Annotated in this window: 22 protein-coding genes; 7 read left to right on the forward strand and 15 right to left on the reverse strand. The window is 73.1% G+C overall.

Annotated elements, in window-relative coordinates; genetic code table 11:
* Positions 1-3: 3 nt before the first annotated feature.
* The 4 genes from Voc01_RS37730 to Voc01_RS37745 are packed head-to-tail and all read right to left on the reverse strand — an operon-like array spanning position 4 to position 3,046.
* Positions 4-522, reverse strand: a complete 519-nt coding sequence (locus Voc01_RS37730; RefSeq protein ID WP_239160780.1) for a hypothetical protein — start codon at positions 520-522, stop codon at positions 4-6.
* Positions 519-2,003, reverse strand: coding sequence for a hypothetical protein (locus Voc01_RS37735; RefSeq protein WP_203932463.1), 1,485 nt, complete (start codon positions 2,001-2,003; stop codon positions 519-521). Before Voc01_RS37735 ends, Voc01_RS37730 begins: the two co-directional genes overlap by 4 nt.
* A 6-nt stretch (positions 2,004-2,009) precedes the next feature.
* The gene (locus Voc01_RS37740) at positions 2,010-2,441 is read right to left on the reverse strand and encodes a DUF7144 family membrane protein (protein WP_203932464.1); all 432 of its coding nucleotides are present in this window, start codon (positions 2,439-2,441) and stop codon (positions 2,010-2,012) included.
* Between the two features lie 56 nt (positions 2,442-2,497).
* Complete coding sequence (locus Voc01_RS37745; protein WP_239160781.1) at positions 2,498-3,046, reverse strand: DUF6069 family protein; 549 nt, start codon at positions 3,044-3,046, stop codon at positions 2,498-2,500.
* Between the two features lie 242 nt (positions 3,047-3,288).
* Between Voc01_RS37745 and Voc01_RS37750 the strand changes: the two genes are divergently transcribed.
* Entirely contained in the window at positions 3,289-3,792 is a 504-nt protein-coding gene (locus tag Voc01_RS37750; RefSeq protein ID WP_203932465.1) for a DUF1269 domain-containing protein, read from the forward strand.
* A gap of 71 nt (positions 3,793-3,863) precedes the next feature.
* On the opposite strand, the gene Voc01_RS37755 is transcribed toward Voc01_RS37750, so the two are convergent.
* Positions 3,864-4,208: a carboxymuconolactone decarboxylase family protein gene (locus Voc01_RS37755; protein ID WP_239160782.1), complete on the reverse strand. Its 345-nt coding sequence runs from the start codon at positions 4,206-4,208 to the stop codon at positions 3,864-3,866.
* Between the two features lie 155 nt (positions 4,209-4,363).
* Between Voc01_RS37755 and Voc01_RS37760 the strand changes: the two genes are divergently transcribed.
* Both Voc01_RS37760 and Voc01_RS37765 read left to right on the forward strand, forming a co-directional pair.
* On the forward strand, positions 4,364-6,085 hold the full coding sequence (locus Voc01_RS37760; protein WP_239160783.1) for a SulP family inorganic anion transporter: 1,722 nt from the start codon (positions 4,364-4,366) through the stop codon (positions 6,083-6,085).
* On the forward strand, positions 6,082-7,194 hold the full coding sequence (locus Voc01_RS37765) for an aminopeptidase P family protein (protein WP_203932467.1): 1,113 nt from the start codon (positions 6,082-6,084) through the stop codon (positions 7,192-7,194). Before Voc01_RS37760 ends, Voc01_RS37765 begins: the two co-directional genes overlap by 4 nt.
* On the opposite strand, the gene Voc01_RS37770 is transcribed toward Voc01_RS37765, so the two are convergent.
* The 7 genes from Voc01_RS37770 to Voc01_RS37800 form a co-directional block, all read right to left on the reverse strand.
* Positions 7,179-8,453, reverse strand: coding sequence for a threonine/serine exporter family protein (locus tag Voc01_RS37770; RefSeq protein WP_203932468.1), 1,275 nt, complete (start codon positions 8,451-8,453; stop codon positions 7,179-7,181). The genes Voc01_RS37765 and Voc01_RS37770 overlap by 16 nt on opposite strands.
* Positions 8,454-8,457: 4 nt before the next feature.
* Complete coding sequence (locus Voc01_RS37775; protein ID WP_203932469.1) at positions 8,458-9,801, reverse strand: dipeptidase; 1,344 nt, start codon at positions 9,799-9,801, stop codon at positions 8,458-8,460.
* 5 nt (positions 9,802-9,806) lie between these two features.
* Positions 9,807-10,250, reverse strand: a complete 444-nt coding sequence (locus Voc01_RS37780; RefSeq protein WP_203932470.1) for a hypothetical protein — start codon at positions 10,248-10,250, stop codon at positions 9,807-9,809.
* A complete protein-coding gene (gene gadC, locus Voc01_RS37785; RefSeq protein WP_203932496.1) occupies positions 10,247-11,734 on the reverse strand; it encodes a glutamate/gamma-aminobutyrate antiporter GadC in 1,488 nt (495 codons plus the stop codon). Before gadC ends, Voc01_RS37780 begins: the two co-directional genes overlap by 4 nt.
* A 159-nt stretch (positions 11,735-11,893) precedes the next feature.
* Positions 11,894-12,436: a potassium channel family protein gene (locus Voc01_RS37790; protein WP_203932471.1), complete on the reverse strand. Its 543-nt coding sequence runs from the start codon at positions 12,434-12,436 to the stop codon at positions 11,894-11,896.
* A 6-nt stretch (positions 12,437-12,442) separates the two neighbouring features.
* Positions 12,443-12,664 (reverse strand): hypothetical protein, encoded by a 222-nt coding sequence (locus Voc01_RS37795; protein WP_239160784.1) that lies wholly within the window; start codon positions 12,662-12,664, stop codon positions 12,443-12,445.
* A complete protein-coding gene (locus Voc01_RS37800) occupies positions 12,661-13,176 on the reverse strand; it encodes a DUF308 domain-containing protein (RefSeq protein ID WP_203932473.1) in 516 nt (171 codons plus the stop codon). The genes Voc01_RS37795 and Voc01_RS37800 overlap by 4 nt, the downstream gene beginning before the upstream one ends.
* Before the next feature lie 208 nt (positions 13,177-13,384).
* Here Voc01_RS37800 and Voc01_RS37805 point away from each other — a divergent pair, with 208 nt between their 5' ends.
* On the forward strand, positions 13,385-14,854 hold the full coding sequence (locus Voc01_RS37805; protein ID WP_203932474.1) for an MFS transporter: 1,470 nt from the start codon (positions 13,385-13,387) through the stop codon (positions 14,852-14,854).
* Positions 14,855-14,863: 9 nt separating this feature from the next.
* Here Voc01_RS37805 and Voc01_RS37810 read toward each other — a convergent pair whose 3' ends face one another.
* Positions 14,864-15,172, reverse strand: a complete 309-nt coding sequence (locus Voc01_RS37810; RefSeq protein ID WP_203932475.1) for a hypothetical protein — start codon at positions 15,170-15,172, stop codon at positions 14,864-14,866.
* 120 nt (positions 15,173-15,292) lie between these two features.
* On the opposite strand from Voc01_RS37810, the gene Voc01_RS37815 reads away from it, so the two are divergent.
* On the forward strand, positions 15,293-16,675 hold the full coding sequence (locus Voc01_RS37815) for a reverse transcriptase family protein (protein WP_203932476.1): 1,383 nt from the start codon (positions 15,293-15,295) through the stop codon (positions 16,673-16,675).
* 2 nt (positions 16,676-16,677) lie between these two features.
* Here the strand turns inward: Voc01_RS37815 and Voc01_RS37820 are convergent, their stop codons facing one another.
* Positions 16,678-17,076, reverse strand: coding sequence for a YybH family protein (locus Voc01_RS37820; protein WP_203932477.1), 399 nt, complete (start codon positions 17,074-17,076; stop codon positions 16,678-16,680).
* Positions 17,077-17,139: 63 nt separating this feature from the next.
* Here Voc01_RS37820 and Voc01_RS37825 point away from each other — a divergent pair, with 63 nt between their 5' ends.
* Positions 17,140-17,490 carry a winged helix-turn-helix transcriptional regulator gene (locus tag Voc01_RS37825; RefSeq protein ID WP_203932497.1) on the forward strand — a complete coding sequence of 117 codons (351 nt, stop codon included), beginning with the start codon at positions 17,140-17,142 and terminating at the stop codon, positions 17,488-17,490.
* Between the two features lie 73 nt (positions 17,491-17,563).
* Positions 17,564-18,496 carry a TolB family protein gene (locus tag Voc01_RS37830; protein WP_203932478.1) on the forward strand — a complete coding sequence of 311 codons (933 nt, stop codon included), beginning with the start codon at positions 17,564-17,566 and terminating at the stop codon, positions 18,494-18,496.
* On the opposite strand, the gene Voc01_RS37835 is transcribed toward Voc01_RS37830, so the two are convergent.
* Complete coding sequence (locus tag Voc01_RS37835; RefSeq protein ID WP_239160789.1) at positions 18,493-19,026, reverse strand: GNAT family N-acetyltransferase; 534 nt, start codon at positions 19,024-19,026, stop codon at positions 18,493-18,495. The genes Voc01_RS37830 and Voc01_RS37835 overlap by 4 nt on opposite strands.
* Between the last annotated feature and the right edge of the window lie 19 nt (positions 19,027-19,045).

Consider the following 19,045-nt stretch of genomic DNA (forward strand, 5'->3'; position numbering starts at 1 on the left):
CGGTCAGTGCAGCAGGGTCTTGAGAACGATCATGAGGACCCCGAACATTCCCGCCACGGTCGCGGTGACCAGCCGTTCCAGCGTCGTGAGCTGCCCGTTCCGCCCCATCTCCCAGCCGGCCAGGCACAGAACCATCGTGCTGCACCCGAGCCCCACCGTCACGGCGGTCTCCAGCGACCAGCCGGCGAGCCGCGCGACCACGAGGGCGAACAGCGGGAACCAGGAGGCCGACACCAGCTCCCAGCCGGTGGTGAGCTGCCTCAGCACCTCCCGCCGGTCGGGCCGCCGACCCTCGTGGATGCGCTCGGCGACCAGGCGGGCGAAGCGTTCGGCCGACCAGTAGACGGTCAGCGTGACGAGTACGGCCACGACCATGCGTACCGCCGAGGGCGCGTGCGAGGCGGCCATGACGGCGGCGCCGACGATGATCCCGTAGATGCCCGCGGCCGTCTCCTCGGCCGAGGTTCCGGTCGGTACCAGCCGGACCGGCCGCAGGCGGTTGCCCCACACCGGGCGGGTCACCCGGCCGCGGCCGCGGTGGTGGCCGACGGCGGTTCAGCGGGTTCGGGTGGCTCAGCGGGTTCGGGCGGCTCCGGGGGGTGCGGCGCCTCGAGCGCCGGCGGCTCGTCCGACGCCTCCAGCACCTCCGCCCCGTCCGGCGTGGTGCGCCGGGCGGCGAGCGTCACCAGCACCTCGAACGCGGCCAGGACCACGCCGATCACCAGCAGCGACATCCACGAGGACAGGAGCAGCGCGAGCACGACCGCCACGACGATCCCGCCCACCCGCACCACGTCCAGGTGGGCCGCGAGCCAGCCCGGCCCGTGCGCGGCCGTCGCCCGGCCGCCGCGCGCGGCACCCCGGCCGGTGGCGCGGGCCGCCCGTACCACCCCGCGGCGCAGCCACACCGGCAACCGGCCGGGGCCGACGAGGTACATCAGCAGCGCCAGCACGACACCGATCCAGATCAGCTGGGTGCCCCGCTCGCGCAGGCCGGCGAACACCGTCACCAGCGCCGCGTCGACGCCGTCGCGGTAGAGCCCGTCCGGGACCTCGAGCAGCAGCTCCGCGCGGACGCGCCGCAGCGCCGCCGTGACCACCACCGCGGCCACGACCAGCCACAAACCCAGCTGGAGCAGGGTCCGCCGGCGGCCGGGGGAGATCGCGAGCGCGACCAGCAGCAGCACGAACGTGGCGACGACGAACAGCACGAGCTGGCGCCGCGCAGCGAGGACCGCGTCCTGCACCGCGGCGACCTGGCCGGTGTCGTAGACGGTGAACCGGGCGAAGTCGGCCGGCAGCGTCACACCGACCGCGTCCTCGATCCGCACCCGCAGGTTCTCGGGGATCGCGCTGGTGCCGAGGTCGGGCAGCGTGACCTGTTTGCCGAACATCGTGGGCAGCTGGGCGCTGAGCTGGCGCAGCACCTGGTTGATCAGGGGCAGCAGGTCGATCTCGACGCGGTCGTCGCGCACCACGACGAGGGTGCTGGTGCCCTCCAGGATCGCCAGCGCACGCTGGTGCACCCGCCGATTGGCCTCCACCCAGATGCGCTGGAACCGGTCGCTGACCAGGACGTCGTGCACCGTCCTACGGACCACCTCGCGGACCTGGCCGGTGATCGGGCCGGCGACGAACCCGGCGCGCTCGGGCAGGACCTCGCGCACGCGGTTCTCCACGTCGAGGATCCGGAACAGCTCGGCCGTCGCGTACTCGGCCATGGCGGCGGAGACCTGCGGGTCGCGGGGCAGCGGTGCCACCGTCGCCACCCACCGGTCGGTGTCGAACGCGGTCTTCGCCGCCCAGACGCCGACGACGCTGGCGACCAGCGCGAACGCCGCGACCGCGACGAGCACCGCGGCCGCGGCGCGGCGCACCCCCAGCAGGACGACGCCGCGACGCTTGCGGGTGTCCAGCCGGGCGCGGAGGGTCGACACCTCCAGCCGTAGGCGGTCCAGTTCCTCGTCGGTGGTGGTCTCACGGTTGACGGTGGGAGTGGTCATGGTGTCCTACCCGATGATGCGGGCCTCGCGCCCGTGCACGACGAGCGCATAGATCACGATGACGTCGAGGACGATCGCGATCACGCTCCAGAACGGGTATCCGGCCACGAAGATGAAGTTCACCAGGGCGTCGAGGGCCAGGACGACGACGGCCACGACGCGGGCCCACGTGCGTCCGCTCAGCAGGCTGTAGCCGGCGACGGCCACGAGCACGCCGAAGGCGAGCAGCAGCCAGCCCCATACCTGGTAGTCCATGGTGATCGCCAGGTCGGTCGTCGCGGCGTAGTACTCCTCGTCGAGCAGGGCCACGAGACCCTGCATGACGTTGAGGACGCCGCCGGCGAGCATGACCAGCCCGGCGAAGACGACCCAGCCGATCCACCGGGTCAGCCGTTCCCCGGCAACGGGTTCCTCGGTCACGGCGGGGGACCGCGTCATCGCGCACACCTTTCCGTCTGCGGGTCGTCGGGTCCGTCTGCGTCCGTCCGCGTCCCTCAGGGGTATGCGCGGGGGACCGGTCGGATCCGCGGGGTCGGCGGCCGCAGGGCCGCCTTCGCCGTGCTGGCCACGAGCGTTCCGGTGGCCACACCGAGCACGAGGTTGAGCAGCGAGGTGCACATCCGCGAGGCGAGGGTGGCGTCGACCATGAACGGCGCCAGCATCCCGGCGAGCGTGGCCAGCCCGATCGCCCAGGCGAAGAACATCATCGGCCGGGGCGTGGTCAGCAGCAGCACGTGGACGAGGGCGGTGGCCAGCAGGCTGGCACAGGCGGCGCCGAAGGCGTACCAGAACGTGTTGGCGCCGCCCCAGACGCCGTCGCCCTTGGGCGCCAGGATGGGCACGCCGAACAGTCCGCGGGTGAGCAGGATGCCGACGACGGCGATCAGCGCCGCGACGAGGGCGGTGGCGGCGCCGCCGGACCAGAGCTTGCCGGCATTGACGGACGGATGCTGCGGTGCCTGCTCCGGCTGGTAGGTCATGCGGTCCTCCTCGTCCCGGCGTACCGCCCGACCCTCCGCGACCCGCGCGGGTCGGTGCCTCATCCGGTGGGGATGAGCGGCACCGACGCCCGTCGGGGCGCCTGGTGGCGGGTGGAAAGGGGCGGCCGGTGGCCCGGCCCGCGGTGCCGGGCTCATTCCCCCGGAATGAGGCCGGCGGGGTCGGCCGCGTGGCTCACTGGGCCGGACGCCGGCCGCTGTCCCCGAGCGGTGGCCGGCGTCGCAGCGCAGTCGCCGCCGCGCGGTGCGGTGGTGGCCCGGACGAGCAATGAAGGGAAGTGCACGTCATGGCAACTCTGGTCGCCATCGGATACCCCGACGAGACCACTGCCACAGCGGCGTCGCTGGAGGCGCGCCGGCTGGCCAAGGACCTCATCATCCAGCCCGACGCGATCGCGACGATCATCCGGGACCGCGAGGGCAAGTTCCACGTCACCACGACCCACCACCCGGTGGGCGCCGGCGCGACCTGGGGCATGTTCTGGGGTTTCCTGTTCGGCCTGTTGTTCTTCGTGCCGTTCTTCGGCATGGCCGTCGGCGCCGGGATGGGCGCGCTGATGGGCAAGATGACCAAGGGCGCGATCAACAAGGAGTTCCAGGACCAGGTCCGCGACCTGGTGAAGCCCGGCACGTCGGCGCTGTTCCTGGTCATCGAGCGGTCCACCCCGGACAAGGCCGTCGAGGCCATGTCCCAGTTCGGCGGCACGGTGCTCAAGTCGTCGCTGTCGAAGGAGACCGAGGCCGAGCTGCAGGAGGCCCTGCACGGCGAGAAGAGCGCGGCCGAGGTGTGATCGGTACAGACGCCGCGGGCCGGTCCGGTGATCCGGGCCGGCCCGCGGCGTTCGCGCGGTCGGACGGCGGTTCAGATGCTGGACGCGGCCCGGACCGCCTTGTCGGCGGCCGAGATGATCCGGGCGGTGCCGACGAGCGGGGCGAGCTCCACGAGCACGGCCCTGATCGTCGCCGGGTCGATGCCGGCGTCCTCGGCGAGCCGCAGGTGCACCAGGTAGGACGCCGGCGACGCGTCGAGCGCCACGAGCGCCGCCAGCCGGGTCAGCAGCGCCGTCCGTTCGTCGAGCCCGGAGCCGGTGAGGGCGGTGGCGTTCAGCCGGGCCAGCGCCTCGCTGACCGGGCCGCCGTCGTCGGTCATCGCCTGGAGGAGATCCTCCAGGTCGGCTTTCGCGGTCGTCGGTAGTCCCTGGGCCATGTCGGTCCTCCTGTCGTGGGCCTGTCGGACCGGACCAGCGTCACCGTCGCACGGCGGTGGCGGGCTCATCCGGGACGGGCGATTCCGCGGCGGGTCCGGGTGCTCGTCCACGCGGGGTGAGGCGGTCGCGGGGGCGGCCACGCATGATCTGCCGCATGCGGCAGTGGATCCCGGGCCTGGACGTGGTGGCGACCTACCGGGTGGCCTGGCTGCCCCGGGACCTCGTCGCGGGCGTGGTGCTCACCTCGCTCCTGGTCCCGCAGGGCATGGCCTACGCGGAACTGGCCGGGCTGCCGTCGATCACCGGTCTCTACACGACGATCTTCTGCCTGCTCGCCTACGCGGTGTTCGGGCCGTCGCGGGTGCTCGTTCTCGGCCCGGACTCCTCGCTCGGACCGATGATTGCCGCGGTGATCATCCCGATCGTGGGCTCCGGTGGCGACCCGGGCCGGGCGGTGGCCCTCGCCGCGATGCTCGCGCTGCTGGTCGGGCTGATGATGACCCTGGCCGGCATCGGCCGGTTCGGGTTCGTCGCCGACCTGCTCTCGCGGCCGACCCAGATCGGCTACATGAACGGGTTGGCGCTGACGATCCTGGTGAGCCAGCTCCCCAAGCTGTTCGGGTTCTCCGTCGACGGCGACGGGCTGATCGCCGAGGCCGCCGGGTTCGTCCGGGGCGTGGCCGACGGCGAGACGGTGCCGGCGGCCGTCACGATCGGCGTCACCGGCATCGTCGTGATGATCGTCCTGCGTCGCTGGCTGCCCAAGGTCCCGGCGGTGCTCGCCGCCGTCGTCGTCTCCATCGCCGCGGCGGCCGTGTTCGACGTCGCCGACCGTGGGGTCGACCTGGTGGGCGAGCTGCCACGGGGCTTCCCGCCGTTCACGCTTCCGTGGCTGTCGTGGGAGGACCTGCCCCTGCTGATCGGGGGAGCGGCCGGCATCACGCTGGTGTCGTTGACCGACACGATCTCGAACGCGTCGGTGTACGCCGCCCGCGCCGGCCAGGAGGTACGCGGGAACCAGGAGATGATCGGCATCGGCTCGGCGAACCTCGCGGTGTCGTTCTTCCAGGGCTTCCCGGTCAGCACCAGCGCGTCCCGCACCGCGGTCGCGGTGCAGTCCGGCGCCCGCACCCAGCTCACCGGCGTCGTCGGCGCCGTGCTCATCCTGCTGATGCTGGTCCTCGTGCCCGGGCTGCTGCGCAACCTGCCGCAGCCGACGCTCGCCGCAGTGGTGATCGTCGCCTCGCTGTCGCTGGCCGACCTGTCGGCCGTCAGGCGCCTGTGGAAGCAGCGGCGGGTCGAGTTCAGCCTGTGCATGGCGGCGTTCCTGGGGGTGGCACTGCTCGGCGTGCTGCCGGGCATCGCGGTCGCCGTGCTGCTGTCGGTCCTCAACGTGTTCCGGCGGGCCTGGTGGCCGTACCACGCCGAGCTCGGCCGGGCGGCGGGCGTCGCCGGCTACCACGACCTGCGGTCGTACCCGGACGCGGAGCGCCTGCCGGGCCTGGTGCTGTTCCGCTTCGACGCGCCGCTGATCTTCGCGAACGCCCGCGCGTTCCGCGAGGAGATCCGGCGGCTGGCCCGGGTCGAGGAGCCGCCGCGCTGGATCCTCGTGGCCGCGGAGCCGCTCACCGACATCGACACGACCGCCGCCGACATGCTCGAGGACCTCGACGAGGAGCTGAACCGCGAGGGGATCTCGCTGGTGTTCGCGGAGCTGAAGGACCCGGTGCGCGAAAAGATCGACCGCTACAAGCTGACCCGCACGATCGACCCCGAGCACTTCTTCCCGACCATCGAGGACGCCGTGGCGGCCTACCGGGCGCAGACCGGTGCCGAGTGGGTCGCCGCCGACCCGTCGTACAGGAGGCAGTCATGACGGCATTCACCAGCAAGGACTACGCCGCCCGGATGGCGCGGGCCACCGCCGACGCGGGGCAGGCGGGACTCGCCGGGGTACTCGTCGCGCCGGGGCCGGACCTGGTGTGGCTCACCGGGTACCGGCCGACGGCGATCACCGAGCGGCTCACGTTGCTTGTCCTCGCGGTCGGCCGCGAACCGACGCTGGTCGTGCCGATGCTCGAACGCCCCGACGCGGAGGCCGCCGCCGGCGCGCCCGCACTGTCCATCGTGGACTGGCGGGACGGCGACGACCCGTACGACGTGGCGGCCATGCTGCTGGGCGACAGCGGCCGGTTCGGCGTCTCGGACTCCACGTGGGCGCTGCACCTGCTGGGCCTGCAACGGATCCGGCCCGAGAACGGCTGGGCGGGGCTGACGGAGTGCCTGCCGATGCTGCGCGCCGTGAAGGACAAAGCCGAGCTCGACCGGCTCGCCGCCGCCGGCGCCGCGGCCGACTGCGCCTTCGGCGACATCCTCACGGTCCCGTTCGCCGGCCGCCGCGAGACCGACGTCGCGGCGGATCTCGCCGCGCTGCTGCGCAAGTACGGTCACGAGCAGGTCGACTTCACGGTCGTGGGCTCCGGCCCGAACGGCGCCAACCCGCACCACGAGGCCGGACCGCGCACGATCGAGCCGGGCGACACGGTCGTGCTCGACTTCGGCGGGCTCATGCGCGGCTACGGCTCCGACACCACCCGCACCGTCTCGGTGGGCGAGCCGGGCGAGGAGGTGCGCACCGTGCACGGCATCGTGCGCCGGGCGCAGCAGGCGGCGTTCGAGGCGGTCCGCCCGGGCGTGACGTGCCAGGACATCGACCGGGTCGCCCGCCGCGTGATCACCGAGGCCGGGTACGGCGAACGGTTCATCCACCGCACCGGCCACGGCATCGGCGTCACCACGCACGAGCCGCCGTATCTGGTGGAGGGCGAGGAGCAGCCGCTGGTGCCGGGCATGTGCTTCTCCATCGAGCCCGGCATCTACCTGCCCGGCCGGTTCGGGGTGCGCATCGAGGACATCGTCACGGTCACCGCCGACGGCGGGCGCCGGCTGAACAACACCGGCCGCGAGCTTCACCTGGTGGCGTAGAAGCGGGCGAGCGACCGGTACAGCGGATACCCGCACAGCACACCGAGTGCCACGGCGATCATCGTGCCGACCATGCCGAACAGGTCCTGCAGACCGGCGACGGCGTCGTCGCTGAGGTACTGGGTGATCCCGATCAGCCCGAGCGCGCCGGGAACCAGGAGCCAGAACGCCGGGAGGAACGACACCAGCGCCGGCGGCCCCGACGGCAGCCGCGCGACCAGGTAGGCCGCCGGGGTCATGACCAGCGCCCCGACGAACCCGCTCAGGTAGCCGCCGAGGACCAGGTTGCCGACGAACTGCCCGATCCACCCGACGTAGAGCACGAGACACAGCCAGGGCAGCGACCGGTGGGGTGCCGAGTGGTGGAGGTAGCTGCCGATCCCGACGAGGAGCACGCCGAGCCACGGTGCCCACCAGCCGACCTGGTTGTCGGGCGCGTCCACCAGCCGGTCGGCTGGGGGCAGGCCGACCACCTGCGCGGCCGCGATGATCCCGAACGCGAGCAGGAACAGCTGGAGCGTCCCGGCGACCAGGCGGCTGGCGCCGGTCACGATCTGGGCGGCCGACAGCTCGACGACGGCCATCGTGAGCGCGGCGCCGGGCAGGAACGTCACGAGCGGCGCGACCATCGAGCGCACATCGGCGTCGCCCCAGCCGTACCGGGACAGTAGGAACGTGGTCGCCGCCACGATGAACGCCGCGCCGACGGGCATGATCATCTGGGTGCTCGTCCAGCGCTGGCCGATGCGCTTCAGGAACCCGACCAGGACGCCGAAGCCGGCGGCCACGGCGAGGTCGACGGGCGTCGGCTGGAGCACGAGGCAGATGCCGACGGTCAGTACGACGTGGCCGAGGATGGTGGCCGTGCCACCGAAGCGGGGCTCGCTGTCGAGGACCCGCCGGATCCGCTCGCTGCCCTCCCGTAGGTCGAGTTCGCCCCGCTGGGCCGCCTTCAGGATCTCGAAGAGCGCCGTCGTCTGGTCCAGGCGCAGGCCGCCGCGCAGCTGGCGGGTCGGTTCCATGGTCGCCGGACGGCCGGGCTCGAGCGCGACGACGACGGACGTGGGCGCGACGCTGCACCGGGCGTCGGGCGCGCCGTACGCGCGGGCGACCCGCACCAGGTGGTCCTCGATCTCGTTGACCGCCTCGCCGGCGGTGGTCAGGGCGCTGCCCAGGTACAGCAGGAACCGCCGCAGGTCGCGCCGCCTGCGGTCGGCGGGGGAGCGGAGCGGGCGACGGTAGACCCGCTCCGCCGTCATCCCGCTACCGCCCGTCGGCGTAGGCGCGCAGGAACAGCGCTTCGGCCAGGGCCATCCCCGCGATCTCCGTGGGGTCGACGCTCTCGTTGGGCGCGTGCATCAGGCACATCGGGTCCTCGACGCCCATCAGGATGATCTCGGCATCCGGGTAGGTGTCGGCGAACACGTTGCACAGCGGGATCGAGCCGCCCTGGCCGAGCGCGGTCATCTCCCGTCCGTACGCCTCGCGCATCGCGGCGGCGAGCGCCGTGTACGCCGGTCCGCCGGTGCGGGCCTGGAACGGTTCACCGGACCCCTCCCGCTCGACGGTCACCTGCACGCCCCACGGCGCGGCGCCGTGCAGGTGCGCGATCAGCGCGTCGGCCGCCTTGACCGGGTCCATGCCGGGCGGCACCCGCAGGTTCAGCCGGGCCCGGGCCTGCGGCTGCACCGCCGACGCCGAGCCGACCACCGGCGGGCAGTCCATGCCGAGCACGGTCACGGCCGGCCGGGCCCAGATCATGTCCGACACCGTTCCGCCGCCCAGCAGTGACACCCCGTCGAGGACACCGGCGTCGGCCCGGAACCTGGCCGGCGGGTAGTCCTCCCCGTGCCAGGTCGTGGTGTTGTCCAGGCCCTCGATGGTGGTGTTCCCCGCGTCGTCGCGCAGCGAGGCGAGCATGTGGATCAGCGCCGCCAGCGCGTCCGGCGCGGCGCCGCCGAACATGCCGGAGTGCACCTCCGAGCGCAGCGCCCGCACCGTCACCACGACGTTGACCAGGCCACGCAGGCTCACCGTCACGGCCGGTACCCCGACCGCGGCGTTGCCGGTGTCGCACACCAGGATCGCGTCGGCGCGCAGCAGGTCGGCGTTGCGGACCACGAAGTCCTCGAGCCCACCGGTGCCCTGCTCCTCGGAGCCCTCGACGATCAGCTTCAGGTTCACCGGCACGTCGTCGCCCAGCGCGCGGAGCGCGGTCAGGTGCATGACGATGTTGCCCTTGCAGTCGGCCGAGCCCCGGCCGTACCAGCGACCGCGCACGTCGGTCAGCTGGAACGGCGGGGTCCGCCAGGCGCGTTCGTCCAGCGGCGGCTGGACGTCGTAGTGCGAGTACAGCAGCACGGTCGGCGCGTCCGGTACGGAACAGGGCCGGGCGCCGTACACGGCCCGGCTGCCGTCGGCCGTCTCGACCAGCCGCACGTCGCTGAAGCCCGCGGCCGTGAACCGGTCGACGACCCACTCGGCGGCCTTCTCGCACTCCTCCACCGGGTACTGGCGCGGGTCGGCCACCGACCGGTACGACACCAGCTCCTCGAGGTCCGAGCGGGCCTGGCCCATCAGCTCCGCCACGCGTTCCCTGAGCTCCATCGACGTCACCCCTTCGCCACGTCGGCGGTCTTCAGGTCCTCGGCGAACTCCTGGAACTCCTCGAGGTACTTGGGGCAGTAGACCTTGATGATCAGCAGCTGTCCCTTGAGGACGTTCTTGTCGGCGATGACCGGTCGGGTACCCGGTCCGCCGGCGCCGTTGGTCATCATGCCGTAGACCACGCCGCGGCCCAGCGCGCTGACCGGGTCGGCGCAGGTGGCCCCGCCGTCGTCGCCGAGCACCGCGACGACCGTGTCCTTCGCCGGCACCCGCAGCCCGGCGGCCCGGGCCTCGGAGATGAGCTGGTCGGCTTTCTCGTCGGCCTGCGCGGCGTCGCGCGAGCTCGTGAAGATCAGCAGTGCGGTGCCGGCGATCACGACGAAGACGAGCCCGAGCACCCAGTAGGTGATCGTGCGGTTGCGCTTCTGCTTGTCCACCCAGACGGTCATTCCGCCACGACCTCCTCGGCGCCGTCGCTGTCGCTCTCGGTCTTCCACGAGGGCTTGCGGGCCTTGTAGAAGAGATAGGGGACCAGGAGGCCGAGGCCGAGCGCACCGCCGGCGACGACCGCCACGTAGATGCCCGCGTTACCGGACTCGAACTGCGACGGCGGGATGAAGCCGATCAGCAGCGCGGCCAGGGAGGCGGCGAAACCGACACCGCACAGGCCCACGAGCATCGGGGCGCGGTAGCCGCGCGGGTGGTCGGGGTGCTTGCGGCGCAGCCGCACCGCGGCCACGAACATCAGCAGGTACATGATCAGGTACACCTGCGTGGTGATCACGGAGAAGATCCAGTAGGCGCTGGACACGTCCGGGATGAACGCGTACGCCATCGCGATGACCGTGGTGACCGCGCCCTGCACGACGAGGATGTTCTGCTGCACGCCGTGCTTGTTCAGGCGCTGCAGGTACGGCGGCAGGTAGCCTTCCTTGCGCGAGATCAGCAGCAGGCCGCGCGACGGGCCGGCGAGCCAGGTGAGCATGCCGCCGAGCGAGGCCATCACCAGCATGACGCCGACGATCGGGGTCAGCCACTGCGACCCGAACTCCACGAACACGACATCGAAGGCCTGCATGATGCCGGCGGTCAACGACAGCTGCTCGGCGGGCACGATCCAGCTGATCGCGAGCGCCGGCAGGATGAAGATGAGCAGGACCAGGCCCATGGACAGGAAGATCGCCCGGGGGAACTCCTTGCCGGGTTTGCGCAGCGACCCGACGTGCACCGCGTTCATCTCCATGCCCGAGTAGGACAGGAAGTTGTTGACGATGAGCACCAGGCTGGCCAGGCCCGCCCACGCCGGCAGCAGGTTGTCGGCGGTCATCGGCGCGGCCGACTCGTTGCCCTGGCCCAGGAACGCCATGCCGAGGATCACCAGCAGGGTGCCCGGCACGAGGGTCCCGATGATGAGGCCGGCGCTCGCGAGGCCGGCGACGCCCTGGGTGCCGCGCGAGGACACCCACACGCCGGTCCAGTAGCAGACCATGATGACGATCGCGGTCCACACGCCGCTGGACGCCAGGTCCGGGTTGATGACGTAGGCCAGCGTGCTGGCCACGAACCCGAGCAGGCTCGGGTAGTAGAAGATCGTCATGGCGAACTGGCACCAGACGGCGAGGAACCCGGCCGGCTTGGAGATGCCCTCGCTCACCCAGTTGTAGACACCTCCGCTCCAGCCCGACGCGAGCTCCGCCGACACCAGCGACGTCGGCAGCAGGAACACCAGCGCCGGCACCACGTAGAGGAAGATGCACGCCAGTCCGTAGACGGCCATGGTGGGTGACGGCCGCAGGCTCGCGACCGAGCTCGTCGTCATCAGAGCCAGCGCCACCCACGAGATGTATGCGGTTGCCCGGGCGGGCCGGGCGGGCCGGGCCGCGTCCTGCGGCTCGGCGGCTGCGGGTCCCTGCCGCTTGGCGGGGACATCCATCGCACTCACGCGATCGGTTCCTTCCGTCTCCGCGGGCCGGCCACGAGCCGTCCCGGTGGTTCCGTTCAGGGCGGCTGCTCCTGCGGATCACCCCGAGCCCTGGGCAGCTGACCGGCATCATGGGCGCGGCGCGGCGGACGCGGCATCATCCGGGACGGATTAACCGGTTGTGCCGGGGTCGCCGTCGGAGTCCGCCGACGCGCGTCGCCGCAGCCCGAGCTGCGTCGCGGCGAGCAGCTGGCGGATGCCGAGGCCGATGAAGATCATGTTGCCGATCATCTGGCCGGTCACGAGCAGCCGGGCGTCCGAGCTCTGCGGCGCGATGTCGCCGAAGCCGACGGTGGAGAACACCGTGACGCTGAAGTACAGCGTGTCGGTGCGGTTCAGCCCGGTGCCGAAGTTGTCGGTCGACGACCGGGCCAGGAGGTAGTACGCCGCGGCGAACAGCAGCAGGAACATCGGCGCCGCGACCGCGAGGGCCTCGATCGCCCGCATCCGCGGGTAGTGCGAGCTGACGATCGCCCGTACGTGCCAGGCGAGCACGACCGCCACCGTCGCCAGGCCCACGACCAGCAGGACGATGGTGAACGCGTCGCTCCGGTCGGGCAGCGGGATGAGGTAGTAGACGGCCAGCGACAGGCCCACCGTGCCGAGCGGCCGGAGCAGGACCCGGCGACGCGGCACCGGTGGGCGGTCGGTCATCGCGGCTCAGCGCCCCAGGCGGTACTTGGCGCTGGCGCCGATGTGGGCGATGTCGATGGCGGCCGCGATGGCGACCCAGAACCACTCCCAGCCGACGAGGCCGACGCCCGGTGTGTAGAACAGGACGTACATCAGGGTCGCGAACGGCAGGAACAGGATCCCCAGGATCGGCCAGAACCAGGTGTCGAACGCCGCGTCGACGAACCGCGGCCGGACGATGAAGATCATGAATAGCGCGAGTCGGGGAAAGAGCCCGGCGAAGATTGCGAACAGGCATCCCATGGTTCCGCCTCCGTTGCGTCCGAGGTGAGATCGTCCGGTCGGCCGGGCCCGGTCGGGCCGGCGTCGGGTGCGCCGGTGCCCGGCGCGGGTGCGAGCGGCAGCGAGCGCGGCCACACCGCGAACGCCGTCCCGACGAGCGTCGAGACGCCACCCAGCGCCAGCAGGCGGGGGGTGGCCGGGCCGTCGACGGTCGCGGCGATCACCAGCTGCAGGAGACCGCTCAGCAGCCACATGGCCGCCACCACCGGCGCGAGGACGGCCCATCCCGGTCCGAGCCGGCTGAGGCGGGAGATCCCGGCCAGCACGAGCCCGGCGCCGACCACGGCGACCATCACCCGCAGCGGCATGTCCGGCAGGACCTGAAGGGTGACACCGGCGACGATGGAGGCGACCCCGAGCGCGGCCGGCACCCACCACCGCAGAAAGCTGTCCCCGGGCGCAGGGTGCTGGTCGGCCATCGCGTCTCCGCTCCGTCGTCGGCGTCACGAGAGTCGTTTCCGGACGTCCCGTCGGTCATCACCCGCCGTGGGTGAGTGATCGTCGGGGGTCCGCGGGCGGTGGGTGGAGCAGGTCGGCGGTCACCCGTCGCGGACGACGACCGGGCACCGCGGGCGGGCGAGGATCGCGGTACTGGTCGTGCCGTGCGCCGGAGGGCGGGATGCGTCGATGTCAGAGGTAGGTCAGGACCGTCCGGCCCCCGTCGCCAACCGGCGACCGACCGGTGGACTGCTGCTCACCGCGTGCCTGTCGACGCTCGTCGTCAACGCCAACACGTCGGCGGTGTCGATCCTGCTGCCCGCCATCAGCGAGGACACCGGGTCGCCGATCTCCATCCTGCAGTGGGCGGTCACCGGGTACTCGCTCGTCGGCGCGGCCGTCATCGTGACCGCCGGCGCGCTGGCCGACGTGTACGGCCGCCGGCGGGTCTTCCTCCTCGGCCTGGCGCTGTTCATCGCGTCGTGTGTCCTCATCGGACTGTCGAACAGCGGGGCGATGGTCATCGTCGGGCGGCTGATCCAGGGCGCGGCCGGCTCCACGATCCTCGCCTGTGGTCTCAGCCTGCTGACCGTCGGGTCGGCCGGCCAGGGGCGGATGCGGGCGGTGTCGCTGTGGGGGGCGGCGTCGGCCGTCGGCGCCGCGGCCGGCCCGCTCGTCGGCGGCGTGCTCGTCGACGTCACCGGGTGGCAGGGCCTGTTCTGGATCGACGCGGCGGTGGCCGCGGTGTGCGTCCCGGTGACGCTGCGCACGGTCAGCGAGTCGCGCGACCCCGAGCGGCCGCGCTCCATCGACTGGCTGGGCACCGGGCTCGTCGCGGCGATCCTCGCGCCGTTCATCCTGGCCGTGAGCCAGGGACCCGCCTGGGGCTGGACCTCGCCCGCGACGATCGGCTGCCTCGTGGTGTCGGTCGTGGCGGCGTACGGCTTCCTCGCCGCGGAGCGGCGGGTGTCGGCACCGCTGGTGGACCTGGCGCTGCTGCGCAACAAGGTGCTCGTCGCCGCGACCATCGGGATCCTCATCGGCGCCGGCACGGTCAACGGGCTCGGCTTCCTGCTGAGCATCTACTTCCAGGACCCGGCCACGCTGGGCATGTCGCCGTTCGAGGCGGGGCTGGCGACGCTTCCGCTCACCGTCGCGCTGGTCGTGGTCGCGCCCCTGGTGGTCGGGCTCGCCCACAAGTTCGGGGTCGGTGCGGTCGTCGGTGGCGGCTTCGCGGTGAGCACCCTCGGCTTCCTCGTGCTGTGCTTCGTCGGCGCCTCGTGGTCCTACGTGGCCTTCGTCCTACCGATGGTGGCCGTCGCGGCGGGCCTGGGCCTGTCGAACGGGCCGTGCTCGTCGCTGGCGACGAGTGCCGTGCCGGCCGACGAGGTCGGCGCGGCCTCCGGGGTGTCGAACATGGCCCGCTACGTCGGCGCGTCGGTCATGGTGGCCGTGACGGCCGCCCTGTACGGCTCGGCCGGCGCCGGGGACGCCGACGCGCTCGCCGACGGCTTCGCCCGGGCGTCGGTCGGGCTCACGGTCGTCTCGGCGGCGGGGGTCGCGCTCGTCGCGCTCATCGCGCGGCACCGGATGCGCCGCCCGCGTCCCGTCGACCGGGCGGCCGCCGCGGCGGTCACCACGCACACGGTCAGCCACTGAGACCGGCGCTCATCCGCGCGGGGTGAGGGAAGTCCGCGCCCGGTTCGGGACCGTCGTCGCATGTCCACGCAGGCGCAGCCGGGTGGGAAGTTCCTGACGGTCCGCGCCGTCGAGGTCGGCCGCGTCCGCGGTCCGTAGCCAGCGGTGTTCGAACGCGGTCCGCACCAGGGTCCCGAACAGGAGCACCGCACGGTCGCGGTCGTGGTGCCACGCGGGCCGCTCGCCGAACCGGGTGGCCTCGTCGTCGAGGATCGCGTCCCGGTCGCCCCGCTCGACGTACGCGGTGACCCGCCCTACGACCTCGTCAGGGTCCTCCATGCGACGTTCTGACGGACCGGTTTCCTATGCTGTCCCGATGGCAGCGTGTCCCGAGCTGGCCGGAGCGCGTCGTCCGCGGCGCGCCGACGGCCTCTTCGGGGCAACCCCGAGGACGACGCAGTGAGCACCGCAGCGCATCGCCGGCGCGCATCCGCGCTCCGCGCAGGACGGCGCAGGCACGACGGGGCATCGTCGGGACACGCTGCCACCCGGCGGCAGGCGCCGCGTCGGGTCGCGTCGGCGCTCGCCGACGCGTTCCTGACCGTGGCCTGGCGCCGGGCGGAGCTGCTCGCCGTCGGTCGCACGGTTCTCGCCGCGCGGCCGCGCTGGCTCGGTCCGGTCGTCACGGCCGTCCTCCGCGCCTACCGCGACCCGCCCGTGGACAGGCCGCGCGAGCTCGCGGCGTTCGTCGCGGGTGCCACGGGACCGGCGGGGCAGCGGGTCGGCGCCGCTGTCGTGCGCGAGCGGCGCATGGTCCCCACCCGCACGCAGCGGATGCGCTGGGGTACGCCGGCCATCGACGACCTGGCGGCGCTCGCCGACTTCCTGGACCTCGACGGCGACCACCTCGACTGGTTCGCCGACCGGCGCGAGCTCAACCGGCACGCGCGTGACGAGCGGCTGCGCCACTACCGCTACACGTGGCTGCCGCACCGGCTCATCGAGGCGCCGAAGCCGCGGCTGCGGGCGGTGCAGCGGCACCTGCTCGACACGGTCGTCGGCCTGCTGCCGGTCCACGGGAGCGTGCACGGCTTCGTGCCCGGCCGCGGGGTGCACACGTTCGCGGCCGCGCACGCCGGGAAGCCGACGGTCGTGCGGCTCGACCTGCGGGCGTTCTTCACGACCGTCACCGCCGGCCGGGTCTACGGCGTGTTCCGCACGGCCGGCTATCCGGAGCCGGTGGCGCACACGCTGACCGCGTTGACCACCACCCGCACGCCGGCCGCCGTCCTGCGCACCGCACCCGACCGGGCCGCCGCCGGTGCCCGCGCCGCCCTGCTGCGCCAACCGCACCTGCCCCAGGGCGCGCCGACGTCACCGGCGCTGGCGAACCTGTGCGCGTACCGGCTCGACCGTCGCCTCGCCGGGCTGGCCGTCCGCTTCGGCGTCGGCTACACCCGGTACGCCGACGACCTCGCGTTCTCCGGCGACCTCACCGCCCGGCAGGCCGGGCACCTGGTCACGCACGTCACCGCTGTCGCGACCGCGGAGGGGTTCGGGACCAACCCCGCGAAGACCCGGGTGCGTGGCCGGGCCGACCGGCAACAGCTGGCCGGTCTGGTGGTCAACGCCGCGCCCGCGGTGCCGCGTGCCGAGTACGACCTGCTGCGCGCGATCCTGCACGACGCCGCCCGGAACGGGTTGGCCGCCGCCAACCGCGACGGCCACCCCGACTTCGCCGCGCACCTGGCCGGCCGGGTCGCCTGGGTCGGCCACCGCCATCCGGCCCGGGCGGCCAAGCTCCGGCGTCTCCTGGCGGACGTCGGCGCTCCACGCACGTAGGTTCACGGTGCCGCCGTGCCGAACGGGTTGTCGATGACGTACCGCCACAGGCCGTCGGTGCCGCGACGCGCCACGTCCGTGGCGGTGCCCCCGACGCGGGTGTCCCGTCCGTCGATGGTCCAGTCGACGATCAGCAACGCGAGGTCGTCGACGACATATGCGTGCCGGAGGCGGACGTCGATCGGCACCCCGAGGTCGAGGAAGCGTCGGTTGGCGGCGGCCCGCGCGGCGCCGGTGACCGGGCTACCCGGCGTGGGGACCAGGATCGCGCCGGGTTCGTAGACCCGCTCCACCGCGGCGACGTCGCCGGTGTTGAAGGCCCGGGCGAAGACCGCCGGGTGGTGGCCGGGGTCGTCGGTCAGAGCGAGACTGTCAGGGTGACTGGTGAACTCGGAGGCCATACCGGTAGCCAAGCCGACCCCCGCGCGGGTAACCAAACGGTAAGCGTCGCCTGGAGCACGCAGCTGGTCCCCGACGCCCGGGGCGCGACCCGCCGCCCCGAACCGACCTGCCCGGTCGAGGTCGCGCTCGCCGCGATCAGCGGCCGGTGGACGACCCTCGTCCTGCGCGAGCTGATGCACGGACCCCGGTCCTTCGGCGAGCTCCGGCTCGCCCTTCCCACGCTGAGCGCGAAGGTGCTGAGCGAGCGGCTCGCCGGTCTGGAGCGGCAGACCCTCGTCGAACGCCACCGCCGGCGGGGGTTCCCGGCGCGAACCGTGTACCGGTTGACCGGGGCCGGTGAGCGGCTGCGTCCCCTTCTCGTGGAGCTCTACCGGACCGGCGACGCGCTGCTCCGCGACCGCGCCCGGCGCTGACCGTCTGTCGGATTTCGGCGCCGTTCCGGGTTGACCGGATTCGCCCGTGCGTCAGGCACCTACCGTGCCGGACATGAAACGTCTGATCGCCCTGTGCCTCGCGACGCTGGCCGTCTCCGCGACGCTGCCGGCCGTCCCCGCCGGTGCGGCCTTTCCCGGGCGCAACGGCCGGATCGCGTTCCAGCGCTGGGACGCCCTGTCGGCGATCAGCGACGTCTTCACGATCAAGTCGAGCGGGGCCGGGCTGACCCAGCTCACCGTGTCGCCCGCGGTGGAGGACCAGCGGCCCGCCTGGTCGGCCGCCGGCGACCGGATCGCGCTGCGTCGCGTCGGCGGGGGTGTCGACGGGCTGTGGGTCATGAACGCCGACGGCACCGGGCCGGCCATGGTGCCCGGCACCGCGCTCGACCGCCACCCGGCCTGGTCGCCCGACGGGCTGTCGCTGGTGTACGAGTGCTACGCCGGACCGGCCGTGCCCGCCGACATCTGCCGCCGGGACGTCGGCGGTGGCGGCTTCGTGCAGCTGACCGCCACGGCCGCGGAGGAGACCGCGCCGGTCTGGTCGCCCGACGGCACGCGCGTGGTCTTCGCCCGGGAGACCGCCGTCGGCGGCAGCCAGCTCGTGGTCCTGGACCTCGCGACGATGGTGGAGACCCCGGTGACGACGGCCGTCGCGGGCCGCTACGACGGCTGGCCGGACTGGTCCCCGGACGGTACGCAGCTGGTGTTCTCCCGCTTCGTCGTCGGGTCCGGCGCGGGCAGTGGCGTGTTCCGGCTGAAGGTGGCGACCGGCGCGGTGCGGCGGCTGACCGCTCCGGCGCCGGGCCTGGACCTCCACCACACCCACCCGGTGTGGTCGCCCGACGGGCGCTACGTCGCCTACGCCGTGGTCGACGACGACGGCTCCTTCGGGCACATCTTCACGGTCAAGGTCGACGGGACGGCGAACACGCAGCTGACGTTCGGCGCCGTCACCGACATGTTCCCGGACTGGCAGCCCGTCTAGCGGGCCGGCCGCTCGTAGACGGTCTCCGGGCCGTCCTCGTCGTCCCACCGCTCGCCGACGCGCACGAAACCGTACGGCAGGGCCAGCGCGAGCGAGGCGGCGTTGTCGGGGCCGATGCTCACCCGCACCCGGCGGACCCCGGGCTCGCGGGCGGCCCGGTCGAGCAACGCCTCCAGGGCCGCGCGCGCATAGCCCCGCCGCCGGTGGGCGGGGTCGACCCGGTAGCCGATCTCGACCATGCCCGACGCGTCGGGTGGCCCGTGGTAGCCGGCCGCGCCGACGGCCAGGCCGCGGTGCGCGTCCCAGATGATGCCCGTGACCCAGGCGGCGCTGGCCGGGTCCCGTTCGCACTGGGCGCTGCGCATGCGCCACAGCCCCTGGCACTGCGGCCCGGCGAGGTACGGCGAGACCGGCACCGGGCTGGCCGCGGTCGCGGCGCCGAGGTCGCCGTCGGCCAACGCGCGGAACGCGGCGCAGGTCAGGTGGACGACGCGGACGTCGGGTTCACTCACCCCGCCATGCTGCCGCACCGGTTCCGGAGCCGGGAAT

The sequence above is a fragment of the Virgisporangium ochraceum genome, from assembly GCF_016863655.1.
GTDB classification, from domain to species: Bacteria; Actinomycetota; Actinomycetes; order Mycobacteriales; family Micromonosporaceae; genus Virgisporangium; species Virgisporangium ochraceum.